We start from the raw sequence: 12539 nt of genomic DNA on the forward strand, positions 1-12539 counted from the left end.
GCGCGAGGACCGACCCGAACGGCCCGCACACTGCCGAACGGCCCGGATGAGGGGTGGCCGGCCGGACGTGTGCGGGCGTGGCAAGGCCGCGGCGGAGTGCGAGCCAGTGCGGTGGTGAAGGGACCGGGCGCCCGTCTCGACCAGAGGGACGGACGCCCCGGCTCCCTCGCGCCCGCCGCGGTCCCGGCCACACCCCGGAGGGCTCCCTGGCGCCGGGTGCGGAAACCGTCCGCACCCGGCGCCTCGGCGTGCGCGTGCGCCCCCTCCGCAGGACGCTGAAGGCATGACAGCACACCCACCGACGGAGTTCCCGCACATCGTGGTGCACGCGCCGGCCCTCGACGGCTCCCGCCGGGTCACCGAGGGGGACGTGACCCTGGGGCTCGCCTCGCACCTCGACGACGTCGTCGAGATCCTGCGGATGGCCGATCTGGACCGGATCGAGGTCGAGGAGAGCGACCTCATCGAGTGGCAGGGCGGCGGACCGGACGACTGGCCGGGACTGAGCGAGCATCCCGAAAGCTGATGAACCGGTGTGAAGGGGGTGGCGAACCCTCAAATAAAGCTCTGAACGGTGTTCAGGATGCTTCAACCGCCCCGGTCGGCGGGCATATTCACGACACACGGTGCCCGCCGGCACGGGGGCGGCGGGCACCGTGTGACCGACCACGCGAAGCGGGCGGCCCGTCCCCGGGACGGGCCGCCCGCTCTCGTCCGCGCAGGCTCAGACCTTCAGCGTCCTGATGGACGTCGGAGCGTGGCCCGGCTCGGTCGCGACCTCCTCGAACTCGACGACGTTCGAGATGTCGTTGGTGGTCGACATGGAGATGTTCGTGACCCGCTCCAGGATCGCCTCGACGACCACCGGCACCCGGTGCTCCGCGGCCAGCTTCTTGGCCTGTTCGAAGGCCGCGCCCAGCTCCGCCGGGTCGGTCACCCGGATCGCCTTGCAGCCCAGGCCCTCGGCGACCTTGACATGGTCGACGCCGTAGCGGCCCAGCTCGGGCGAGTTGATGTTCTCGAACTCCAGCTTGACCTCGAAGTCGATGTCGAACGCCCGCTGCGCCTGGCGGATCAGGCCCAGGTAGGAGTTGTTCACCAGGACGTGCACGTACGGGATCCGGTGCTGCGCGCCGACCGCCAGCTCCTCGATCATGAACTGGAAGTCGTAGTCGCCGGAGAGCGCGACCACGGACGCCTCCGGGTCGGCCTTCGCCACGCCCAGCGCGGCCGGGATGGTCCAGCCGAGGGGGCCCGCCTGGCCGCAGTTGATCCAGTGCCGGGGCTTGAAGACGTGCAGCATCTGGGCGCCGGCGATCTGCGAGAGGCCGATGGTGGAGACGTACCGGGTCTCCGGGCCGAAGGCCTTGTTCATCTCCTCGTAGACGCGCTGCGGCTTGATCGGGACGTCGTCGAAGTGCGTACGGCGCTGGAGCGTCGCCCTCTTCTCCTGTGCCGAGGCGGCCCAGGCGGAGCGGTCGGGCAGTCCGCCGGTCGCCTTCAGCTCCAGCGCCACCTCGACGAACAGCTCCAGGGCCGCCTTGGCGTCGGACGCGATGCCGTAGTCCGGGGCGAAGATCCTGCCGATCTGGGTGGGCTCGATGTCGACGTGGACGAAGGTCCGGCCGGCCGTGTAGACGTCCAGGCTGCCGGTGTGGCGGTTGGCCCAGCGGTTGCCGATGCCGAGGACGAAGTCGGACTCCAGGAAGGTCGCGTTGCCGTAGCGGTGCGAGGTCTGCAGGCCCACCATGCCGGCGTTCAGCTCGTGGTCGTCGGGCAGGACGCCCCAGCCCATCAGGGTCGGGACGACCGGAACGCCCGTCAGCTCGGCGAACTCGACGAGGAGTTCGGCGGCGTCCGCGTTGACGACCCCGCCGCCGGCGACGATCAGCGGGCGCTCGGACGCGTTCAGCATCCCGATCGCCTTCTCGATCTGGGCGCGGGTGGCGGCCGGCTTGTAGACGGACAGCGGCTCGTAGGTCTCGGGGTCGAACTCGATCTCCGTCAGCTGCACGTCGACGGGCAGGTCGATCAGGACCGGGCCCGGCCGGCCGGAGCGCATCAGGTGGAAGGCCTGCTGGAAGACGCCCGGGACCTGGGCCGCCTCCAGCACGGTGACGGCCATCTTGGTCACCGGCCTGGCGATGGCCGCGATGTCGACGGCCTGGAAGTCCTCCTTGTGGATCACCGCGGTGGGGGCCTGGCCGGTGATGCAGAGGATCGGGATCGAGTCGCCGGTGGCCGAGTACAGGCCGGTGATCATGTCGGTGCCGGCGGGGCCGGACGTGCCGATGCAGACGCCGATGTTGCCGGGGTGGGTACGGGTGTAGCCCTCGGCCATGTGCGAGGCGCCCTCCACATGCCGGGCGAGGGTGTGGTGGATACCGCCGGAGGCCTTGAGCGCCGCGTAGAAGGGGTTGATCGCCGCGCCGGGCACACCGAACGCGTCGGTGACGCCCTCGCGCCTGAGGATCTCAACTGCCGCGCGGGCAGCGGTCATACGAGCCATCGAGAACTCCTGCTTTCGGCTGTCGGATGCCTGCTCCCGTCGCGCCCCGCGGTGAGCGGAATTCCGCATAGTGGAAACTAACTTCTACTATCTGGAAGCAATGTAGGCTGGGGTCCGAACGTCGTCAAGAGGCGGACAACCGGGCCCCCACAGGAGCACCATGGGACGGCTGAACCGAAGCGACGCCTGAGGTGGGCCATGTCCGAGAGCGTGCCGGTGCGCTGTCCGGCCTGTCGGCGCGAGCACGTCTACACCGCACCGTGGTACCCCTGCGCCTGCGGCGCCCCGGTCGCCCCGTGCCTCGACGGCGCGGCCGAGCCGACGCGGGTGGCGCATCGCGCCTGGGACGAGGACTGGGTGACCGTGAGCTGCGGCGCCTGCGGCCGCCGGGACCAGTGGCCGCGGCCGGAGCTGGGCTGCCCGTGCGGGGCGGTGCTGCGCGTGCCGGTCGCCGGCACCGGGGCCGCGCCCCCGGCGGCCCCCGAGCCGCGGCCCGCCTTCCACCCCGTCACGATCCGTACGGCCCGGGACGCGGTCACCGCGGTCGCGCTCTATCTGCGCTGGCTCGGCTACCGGGACATCCGCCGCGCCGACCAGCGGCCGCCGTCCGGCGTCGGCCTGGCCGCGCGCGGGCTGGTGGCCCACGTGGACCCGACCGTGCGGCCCGCGTCGCGGCGGGACGTGGAGTGCCTGTGGCTGACGGCGATGACGGAGGACTCGGAGTGCGTGTACTTCTCCCTTGCGGGGTACGCCGAGGACGCCCGCGGGTGCGCGGACGCGCTGGGGGTGCCGCTGTTCGTGCTGGACCTCACGGGGGCGCCGCAGGCGGTGAACGGGGTGGCCGACGCGTTGTCGCTCCGCCGGGAAGGGTTGTGAGTCGTCTGCGGGCCGGTGGGGGCCGGTCGCGCCCACGCGGCGGTAGCCGCATATCGAATACAGCCCCGCGCCCCTACGGGGCGCTGTACTTGTCCCGCAATTCCACCTTCCGTACCTTCCCCGACACCGTCATCGGGAAGTTCTCCAGTAGCTGGATCCGGCTCGGTACCTTGTAGTGCGCCAGTCGGCCCGCGCAGAAGGCGCGCAGTTCCTCCAGCGTGAGCGGGTCGGCCGGGTCGTGCGGGATGACGCAGGCCAGGACCTCCTCGCCGTACCGCTCGTGCGGCACCCCGACCACCTGGACGTCGCGGATCTTGGGGTGGGCGTAGAGGAACTCCTCGATCTCGCGCGGGTAGACGTTCTCGCCACCCCGGATGATCATGTCCTTGATGCGGCCGACGATCTCGACGTACCCGTCCTCGCGCATCATCGCGAGGTCGCCGGTGTGCATCCAGCGCCCCGGGTCGATGGCCTCCGCCGTCTTCTCGGGCTCGTTCCAGTAGCCGAGCATCACGCTGTAGCCCCGGGTGCACAACTCGCCTGCGGTGCCCCGGGGTTGGGTGACCCCGGTGGCCGGGTCGACGACCTTGACCTCCAGGTGCGGGAGCACCCGGCCGACCGTGCCCGTGCGGTGTTCCAGGTCGTCCTCGATGCGGGTCTGCAGCGACACCGGGCTCGTCTCGGTCATGCCGTAGCAGATGGAGACCTCCGCCATGTGCATCTCGGCGACCACCCGCTTCATCACCTCGACCGGACAGGGCGAGCCCGCCATGATGCCGGTGCGCAGCGACGACAGGTCGTACGACGCGAAGTCGGGGAGGTTCAGCTCCGCGATGAACATGGTCGGGACGCCGTACAGCGAGGTGCAGCGCTCCTGCTGGACGGCGTCCAGGGTGGCCTTCGGTTCGAAGGACGGGGCCGGGATCACCATGCAGGCGCCGTGCGAGGTGGCGGCCAGGTTCCCCATCACCATGCCGAAGCAGTGGTAGAAGGGGACGGGGATGCAGATCCGGTCCTGCTCGCTGTAGGCGATCGACTCACCGACGAAATAACCGTTGTTGAGGATGTTGTGGTGGGAGAGCGTGGCCCCCTTCGGGAAGCCGGTCGTTCCCGAGGTGTACTGGATGTTGATCGGGTCGTCGCAGGACAACTCGCTCTTGCGGACCCGGAAGTTCTCGTACAGGTCAGGCGTCCCGCGCCGGAGCAGCGCGTCCCAGCTCGGGTCGCCGATGTACACGGTCTCCCGCAACTCGGGGCATCTGCCCCGGACTTCCTCCACCATCGCCCGGTAGTCGCTGCTCTTGTGGCTCAGCGAGGCGAACAGCACGGAGATCCCGGCCTGGTTGAGGACGTACTCGACCTCGTGGGTGCGGTAGGCGGGGTTGATGTTGACCATGATCGCGCCGATCCGGGCGGTGGCGTACTGCACCAGCACCCACTCGGCGCAGTTGACCGCCCAGATACCCACCCGGTCGCCCTTGGCGATCCCGCTCGCCAGCAGCGCGTACGCCAACCGGTCCACGTCGGCCGAGAATTCGGCGTAGGTCCAGCGCCGCCCGGACGGCACGTCGACCAGCGCCTCGCGGTCGGGCCAGGCGGCGACGGCCCGGTCGAGGTTGGCGCCGATCGTGTCGCCGAGCAGGACGGTGCCGCTCGTGCCGTGGGTGTACGACAGTTCGGAGGTCACCGGAAGTCCTCCTCGCGGTACTCGTCCGCCGAGCCCTCGGCCGTCGCCTCGCGCAGCTCGATACGCCGGATCTTGCCGGACACGGTCTTCGGCAGCGGGGCGAACTCCAGCCGCCGGATGCGCTTGTACGGCGCGAGGACCTGGCGGGAGTGCTCGAACAGCGCCTTCGCCGTGTCCGGGCCCGGCTCCCAGCCCGCCGCGAGGACGATGTACGCCTTGGGAACCGCCAGCCGCAGCTCGTCCGGCGCGGGCACCACGGCCGCCTCGGCCACCGCCTCGTGCTCCAGGAGCGCGCTCTCCAGCTCGAACGGGCTGATCTTGTAGTCGGACGCCTTGAACACGTCGTCCGCACGGCCGACGTAGGTGATGTAGCCGTCCTCGTCCCGGAAGCCGATGTCACCGGTGCGGTAGTAGCCGCCGGCCATCGCCTCCGCCGTACGGTCCGCGTCCCCGTGGTACCCGGTCATCAGGCCCACCGGCCGCGCCGACAGGTCGAGCGCGATCTCGCCCTCCACCGCGCCCGGCGCTCCCGACACCGGGTCGAGGAGCTCGACGCGGTATCCCGGGCTCGGGCGGCCCATGGAACCCGTCTTCAGCGTCTGCCCCGGGCTGTTGGAGACCTGGACCGCCGTCTCCGTCTGCCCGAACCCGTCCCGGATGGTCACGCGCCAGGCCCGCCGGACCTGTTCGATCACCTCGGGATTGAGCGGCTCGCCCGCCGCCACGACCTCGCGGGGCGGGGTCGCCAGCTGGGTCAGATCGGCCTGGATGAGCATGCGCCAGACGGTCGGCGGGGCGCAGAAGGAGGTCACCCCGTGCCGGTCCATCTCGGCCATCAGCCGGGCCGCGTCGAAGCGGGCGTAGTTGTGGATGAAGACGGTCGCCTCGGCGTTCCAGGGGGCGAAGAGGTTCGACCAGGCGTGCTTGGCCCAGCCCGGCGAGGAGATGTTCAGGTGCACGTCACCGGGGGTCAGGCCGATCCAGTACATGGTGGCCAGATGCCCGATGGGGTACGAGGTGTGGGTGTGCTCGACCAGCTTGGGCCGGGCGGTGGTGCCCGAGGTGAAGTAGAGCATCAGCGGGTCGTCGGCCAGGGTGGGCCCGTCCGGCACGAAGCCGGCCGAGGCGGTGTACCCGTCCTCGTACGCCTCCCAGCCCGCCGCCGGCACCCCGCCCACCGCGATCCGGGTGTACCTCCCCGGCACCTCGTCGAACTTGGCCGCGTCCTCGGCGCGCACGACGACGTGCTTCACCCGGCCCCGGTCGACCCGGTCGCGCAGGTCGGCCGGGCCGAGCAGCGGGGTGGCCGGGATGACGACGGCCCGGAGCTTCATCGCGGCCAGCGCGATCTCCCACAGCTCGGCCTGGTTGCCGAGCATGACGAGGATGCGGTCCTCCGGCGCGACGCCCCGCGCGCGCAGGTGGTTCGCGATCCGGTCGGAGCGCTCGGACAGTTCGGCGAAGGACAGCTTCGTCCCGGTGCCGTCCTCCTCGACGATGTGCAGGGCGGTGCGGTCGTTGCCCTCGGCGATGACGTCGAACCAGTCGAGCGCCCAGTTGAAGTGGTCCGGGCGGGGCCACTCGAAGCCCTCATAAGCGGTGGCATAGTCCGTACGGTGTTCCAGCAGGAAGTCCCGTGCCCTGCGGAAGTCCTCCGTCGCACTCGTCATACGCGTCTCCTTCGGTACCGGACCATTGCCGGGCGGCTCTCTGGCATCGTGTAATCCGTGATGCTGGTCTCACTACCCCCGAACGGGGGTGTGGACAGCACAAGGCCGGGGTCGAAGGGGCGAGACAGGTGGCAGCAGAGGTCTCGGGGGCGGTGGAGATACGCGGTGCGCTGTCCAGACTCCGGCGCACCACCGGGCTCCCGGTCGCCTTCGGCGGACTGGTCGAGGCGGGCCGGACACATGTGCGGATCAGCGAGCTGACCGGCGCCAACACGGCGGCGCTGCGTTCGCTCGCGGTGACCTCCGGCAACGGCCTGGGCGGCAAGGCGGTCGCACTGGCCCGCCCCTGCGCGGTCACGGACTACTCCGTCTCCCGGCAGATCAGCCACGAGTACGACATCCCGGTGGCGGCCGAGGGCATCCGCTCGGTGCTCGCGGTACCGGTGGTCGTACGGCGCCGGGTGCGGGGCGTGCTGTACGGCGCCCTGCGTACCGCCCAGCCGCTCGGCGACCGCACGCTGGGCGCGGCGGTGGCGGCGGCGCGGGACGTGGAGCAGGCGCTGGTCGTGCAGGACGAGGCGAGGGGGCTGCTGGCGGCGGCCCGCCCGGAGCCCGCCGCCGTACCGGATGCGGGGGCCGCCTGGGAGCAGGTACGGGAGGCGCATGCGGCCCTGCGGGCGCTGGCGCCGCGGATCGCCGACCCCGAGCTGCGGGCCGAACTGCTCGCCGCCTGCGGGCTGCTGACGGCCCCGGCACCGGCGCCCGAGGCGGCTCTGGCACCCCGTGAGCTGGACGTTCTGTCCTGGGTGGCGGCCGGCGCGACCAACGCGGCGGTGGCCGAGCGGCTGGGGCTGCGACCCGAGACGGTCAAGGGCTATCTGCGCTCGGCGATGCGGAAACTGGGCGCGCACACCCGGGGGGAGGCGGTGTCGGCGGCTCGTCGGACGGGGTTGTTGCCGTAGCGGAGGGGACCCATTCCATTCATGCGGACGCGCTTTGAATTTCCAGCTGCGGGGGCGCTGTTATTTCCCTCACCACGCCGTTCGGCCGAATTTCAGGGTTCATTGCCTAGAATTTGGCTGGGACACGACACACGAGGGGAGCGGTGACCGTGCGACGGGACTTCCAGGAGCCTGCCAGATGCCGCCCCGACCTGGTCATCGGCCGGGCGGAGCTGGTCACTGCGGCCCGGGAACAGCTCGCCTCGGCCGGCAGCGTGCTCCTGCACGGGCCCGCCGGAATAGGTAAATCGACCGTCCTGCGGACGCTGGACACGGAATACTCCGGCACCGTCCGCACCGTGTTGCGCTGCTCCGCCACCGAGTCCGAATCCCACCTTCCCTTCCTCGCGCTCGCCGACCTCTTCGGGCTGGTCCTCGACGAGGTCGCGCCCCACCTGCCCGGCGCCCAGCGCACCGCCCTGGAATCGGCGCTCACCGGCCGCGGCGAGTCCACCCTCCAGCGCGACGGCCTCGCCCTGCGCCTCGCCGTCCTGTCCGCGCTGCGCGTGCTGGCCGCCGAGGGCCCCGTGCTGATCGTCGCCGACGACCTGCAGTGGCTGGATCCGGCCAGCGCCGAACTCCTCGGTTTCGCCGCCCGCCGGCTCGGCGGCACCCCGGTCCAACTGCTGTGCGCGGTCCGCACGGAGGGCCAGGAGTACGACCGTCACCTACGCGCGTCGCCGCCGGACACCGTCGCCGTACGCCTCGGCCCGCTCAACCGCAAGCAGGTCTCCGAGCTGCTCGACCACCGCGGGCACGCCGGGCTGACCCGGTCCACGGTCCGGGAGATCCACCGCACGAGCGGCGGCAATCCGCTGTTCGCCCTGGAACTGGGCCGCGCCCTCGCCGAGAACCCGACCCCGCCCCGGCCGGGTGAACCCCTGCCGGTGCCGACCTCGCTGCGCGCCCTGGTGCTCAGCCGCCTCGACATGCTCTCCGTCGAGGCCCGCCGCACCCTGCTCGTCGCCAGCGCCGGTGCCCGCCCCACGCACGCCCTGCTGCACGCGGCCGGCCGGGAGAACGCCGAGGCCGAGTGCGCCCAGGCCGCCGAACTCGGGCTGCTGGCCACCGAGCCGGAGGGTCCGGCCGTACGCTTCGCGCATCCGCTCATCTCCGCCGCCCTGTACGCGGAGGCGCCCGCCCAGGAGCGCCGGGCCGCGCACGCGGCGCTGTCGACGGCCGCCTCCGACCCGATCGAGCGGGCCCGGCATCTGGCCCTGGCCACCACCGGCACCGACCCCGAGGTCGCGGCGCGGCTCGCCGAGGCCGCGACCGAGGCCCGGGACCGGGGCGCGCCCTCGGTGGCCGCCCAGATCGGGCTGCTCGCCGCCCGGCACACCCCGGTCGACAACGTGCCCGGCCCGGTCGAGCGCCGGCTCCAGGCGGCCGAGGACGCGACCAGCGCGGGCGAGGTCGACCTCGCCCAGGACATCGCCCGCGAGGTGCTCACCCACGCCACCCGTCCGGCGGACCGGGTGCGTGCCTGGATCCTGGTGATCGACTCCGCCGGCCACACCATGACGGAGGTCGACGCGGCCTTCCCGCACGCCCTCGCCGACGCCGGCGACGACCCGCGGCTGCTCGGCCTGGTCCACTACCAGCTGGCCTGGCGGGCACTGATCGTGGAGGGCGACTTCACCGAGGCCCGGCAGGCGGCCGCGCACTCCGCCGACCTCGCCGCGCGCGGCGGCGACCGCCGCACGGAACTCCTCGCGCTGTCCCTGCAGGCCCAGGTCGAGACCCTGATGGGCCATCCGGCCGCGCCCGCCACCATCAAGCGGGCGCTGAAGGAGCCGCAGGACCCCAACGTGTCGTGCCATCACAACGGGGCGGGCAGCGCCAGGTTCCGCTGGCTGGTGATGGGCGACCAGCTCGCCGAGGCCCGGGCCACGGTCACCGCGCTGCTGCGCGAGGTGCGCCGACGCGGCCAGGTGGAGAGCGAGGTGCACTTCCTGCGCGGGCTCGCCGAGACCGAACTGCGCTCCGGGCACTGCGGCCGCGCCCTCGACCTGTCCCGGGAGGGCCTGCGGCTGGCCCATGACTGCGGAATCGGCGAGACCGCCTCCGCGATGCTCACCTCGCTGGCCGAGGCCTCCGGCGGCGACGTCGACCGAGGGCTCGCGCTGGCCCGGGAGGCGGTGGAGCACGCCGAGCAGGACGGCGACACCGTGTACCTGTCCCGGGCGCTGGGCGCGCTCGGATACGCCCAGTTGGTGGCAGGCGATCCCGCGGGCACCGTCCGCTCGCTGCGCCGGGTGCGGGAGCTGGAGCAGAGCCTCGGCATCACCGACCCCGCGCGGGGCCGCTGGCAGGGCGACCTGGCCGAGGCACTCGTACGGGTGGGTGAAACCGCCGAGGCGCAGGACGTCATCGACGTCACCCGGGAGCACGCGCTCAGGCTCGGCCGGGAGAGTGTTCTCGCCGCCCTCGACCGGGCGGAGGCCCTGGTCCGGGCGGCGCGCGGGGAGCACGAGGCGGCCGTGGCCCAGCTGACCTCGGCTCAGGACCGGTTCGCCAAACTGGGCTACGGCCTGGAGGAGGCCCGGGCCGCGTTCGCCCTGGCCCCGCTGCGCGACCGGCGCTCCCCGGAGGCGTACGACGAGGCCACCCGGCTGTTCCGGCGGTGCCGGGCGCTGCCCTGGCTGCGGCAGGTGGACGAGGCCGTCTCGGCGCCGGAACCGCAGGTCGAGGCGCCGGCCGAGCCCGCCGTCCTGGACGGGCTGGCCGCGATGGAGCGTCAGGTCGCCGCGCTGGTCATGGAGGGCGCCACCAACCGGGAGATCGCCGCCCGCCTGTTCATCAGCGTCAAGACGGTGGAGGCCACACTCACCCGTGTCTACCGCAAGCTGGGCATCCGATCGCGCGTGGACATAGTCCGTTTGGCCGCAGGGCGACGCGCGAAGTGAGAGCGCTCCCGGTTAACTGAGGCGGACCGAGGGTTTTCCCTCCCCCATCCCCCTAGGGGGTTCCCTCATTGGGAGGGTGGGGTTCCGGGTCCTAGCTTATGGATGTGCCGCTCGCCCGGGCATACGGGGGTCGGTCCCGCGACCCCCGTGCAACCCCCCACACCCGCGCGACCCCCCACCGGCAACCCCCACTGAGGAGACTCATGTTCGGGCCAAACCGCGCAAGAAAGGCCGCCACCCTCCTGGTGGCGACCGCTGCCGCCGCAGCGACCGGGCTGATCGCGTCCCCCACCGCGTCAGCCGCCCCCCAGCCGATCGTCGGCGGCACCACGACCACCACGACCGCGTACCCGTTCATGATGCAGATCACGGATGCGTCGGGGAGCCAGTTCTGCGGCGGCACCCTGGTGTCGGCGACCAAGGTGGTGACCGCCGCGCACTGTATGGAGGGCGAGTCCACCAGCAGTGTCCGCGTGGTCGGCGGCCGCACGTACCTCAACGGCACCAACGGCACGGTCAGCAAGGTCAGCAAGATCTGGATCAACCCGTCCTACACGGACGCCACCAACGGCGACGACGTGGCCGTGCTGACCCTCGCGACGTCGATGTCGTACACCCCGGCGTCGTACGTCTCCGCCTCGGACACGAGCGTGTACGCGGCCGGCACCACGGCCCGCATCCTCGGCTGGGGCACCACCTCGGAGAACGGCAGCTCCTCCAACCAGCTGCGGACCGCGACCGTCCCGATCGTGTCCGACTCCAGCTGCAAGAGCTCCTACGGTTCGGACTTCGTCCAGACCGACATGGTTTGCGCCGGATACACCTCCGGCGGCACAGACACCTGCCAGGGCGACAGCGGCGGTCCCCTGCTCATCGGGGGCGTCCTGGCAGGGATCACTTCTTGGGGCGAGGGGTGCGCGGAGGCGGGTTACCCGGGTGTCTACACCCGGCTGACCACCTTCTCGGACCTGGTGACCACGCAGGTCAACTCGTGACCCGGAAGATCTCCTGAGTACGACTCAGGTGCGAAACCGGGGGGCGTTGCGGGCTTCCACGAGCAGCCCGCAGCGCCCCCTATCCATGCGTGTGCCTACCTGTCGGCGGCGAGCCGCCCGGCGGCGGACACGGTGAGGCCGGTCGCCGGGGCCAGGCCGGGTGCGCGGAACGGTACGAAGGCCACCCGGGGGCTGTGCAGCACGCGCGCGTGGGAGCCGGGCGACGGTCCGGGCAGCGGTTCGAAGCCGGCCTCGCGGCAGGCGCCGACGACCAGGTCGACCAGGGCCGGGTTGGCACGCCGCTCGGTGAGCGCGAGCGGCAGCCCGGCCAGCTCGGCCACGCCGATCTCCACGCGCTCGGCGAGGGGGTGCGTGGCGGGGAGGGCGGCCACCAGGGGGTCGGGCCACAGCGGGTGCACCCGTACACCGGGCACGGGCTCCACGGCCCGTACGAACGCGGCGTCCAGCTGCCCGCCCGCGACGCGGGCCGGGCTCCCCCACTCTCGGCTGCGCTCGAGCGGGGGCACCCCCATCGCGACCGGCAGCGAGTGCAGCTCGACGGGATCGTCCGGCGCGCGGTGCGCGAATGCGGCCAGCACCCGGTCCAGGTGCACGCCCAGTCCCGTACTGGTGCCGATCCGGAGCCCGGTCGGCGGGGCGACGGCGGTCCGGGCCCGCTCCGCCGCCGCCAGTACGGCCCGCGCCTCGGGCAGCAGCCGCTCACCGGCGCCGGTGAGCCGGACCCGGCGCGGCGAACGGTCGAACAGCTCGGCGGCCCGCCCGAAGTGCAGCTGCTCGGCGACGGCGACGAAATAGGTGAGCTGCCGCAGTTCCATGGCCCCGACACTGGAGGCCCTGTTGAATGTGCCCGGAACGCACGACAGGTGAGGAGCGA

General features: G+C 72.2%; 9 protein-coding genes. 5 read left to right on the forward strand and 4 right to left on the reverse strand.

Going from position 1 to position 12539, the window contains the following annotated elements; genetic code table 11:
* Positions 1 to 283 precede the first annotated feature (283 nt).
* Positions 284 to 526, forward strand: coding sequence for a hypothetical protein (locus AB0D85_RS20825; protein ID WP_362322143.1), 243 nt, complete (start codon positions 284 to 286; stop codon positions 524 to 526).
* A gap of 198 nt (positions 527 to 724) precedes the next feature.
* Here the strand turns inward: AB0D85_RS20825 and gcl are convergent, their stop codons facing one another.
* A complete protein-coding gene (gcl, locus tag AB0D85_RS20830; RefSeq protein ID WP_362322148.1) occupies positions 725 to 2509 on the reverse strand; it encodes a glyoxylate carboligase in 1785 nt (594 codons plus the stop codon).
* Positions 2510 to 2707: 198 nt separating this feature from the next.
* Here gcl and AB0D85_RS20835 point away from each other — a divergent pair, with 198 nt between their 5' ends.
* A complete protein-coding gene (locus AB0D85_RS20835) occupies positions 2708 to 3385 on the forward strand; it encodes a hypothetical protein (RefSeq protein ID WP_362322150.1) in 678 nt (225 codons plus the stop codon).
* A 73-nt stretch (positions 3386 to 3458) separates the two neighbouring features.
* Here the strand turns inward: AB0D85_RS20835 and AB0D85_RS20840 are convergent, their stop codons facing one another.
* On the reverse strand, positions 3459 to 5072 hold the full coding sequence (locus tag AB0D85_RS20840; protein WP_362322152.1) for an AMP-binding protein: 1614 nt from the start codon (positions 5070 to 5072) through the stop codon (positions 3459 to 3461).
* The gene (locus tag AB0D85_RS20845; protein WP_362322154.1) at positions 5069 to 6742 is read right to left on the reverse strand and encodes an AMP-binding protein; all 1674 of its coding nucleotides are present in this window, start codon (positions 6740 to 6742) and stop codon (positions 5069 to 5071) included. Before AB0D85_RS20845 ends, AB0D85_RS20840 begins: the two co-directional genes overlap by 4 nt.
* 128 nt (positions 6743 to 6870) lie before the next feature.
* On the opposite strand from AB0D85_RS20845, the gene AB0D85_RS20850 reads away from it, so the two are divergent.
* The 3 genes from AB0D85_RS20850 to AB0D85_RS20860 all read left to right on the forward strand — a co-directional run bounded on the left by AB0D85_RS20850 (position 6871) and on the right by AB0D85_RS20860 (position 11644).
* Positions 6871 to 7704, forward strand: coding sequence for a LuxR C-terminal-related transcriptional regulator (locus AB0D85_RS20850; protein ID WP_362322156.1), 834 nt, complete (start codon positions 6871 to 6873; stop codon positions 7702 to 7704).
* Positions 7705 to 7847: 143 nt separating this feature from the next.
* Positions 7848 to 10649: an AAA family ATPase gene (locus AB0D85_RS20855; RefSeq protein ID WP_362322158.1), complete on the forward strand. Its 2802-nt coding sequence runs from the start codon at positions 7848 to 7850 to the stop codon at positions 10647 to 10649.
* Between the two features lie 203 nt (positions 10650 to 10852).
* A complete protein-coding gene (locus AB0D85_RS20860; protein ID WP_362322160.1) occupies positions 10853 to 11644 on the forward strand; it encodes a serine protease in 792 nt (263 codons plus the stop codon).
* A gap of 95 nt (positions 11645 to 11739) precedes the next feature.
* Here the strand turns inward: AB0D85_RS20860 and AB0D85_RS20865 are convergent, their stop codons facing one another.
* On the reverse strand, positions 11740 to 12480 hold the full coding sequence (locus tag AB0D85_RS20865) for a LysR substrate-binding domain-containing protein (protein WP_362322162.1): 741 nt from the start codon (positions 12478 to 12480) through the stop codon (positions 11740 to 11742).
* Positions 12481 to 12539 lie beyond the last annotated feature (59 nt).

Source organism: Streptomyces sp. NPDC048277 (genome assembly GCF_040652235.1).
Classification (GTDB): domain Bacteria; phylum Actinomycetota; class Actinomycetes; order Streptomycetales; family Streptomycetaceae; genus Streptomyces.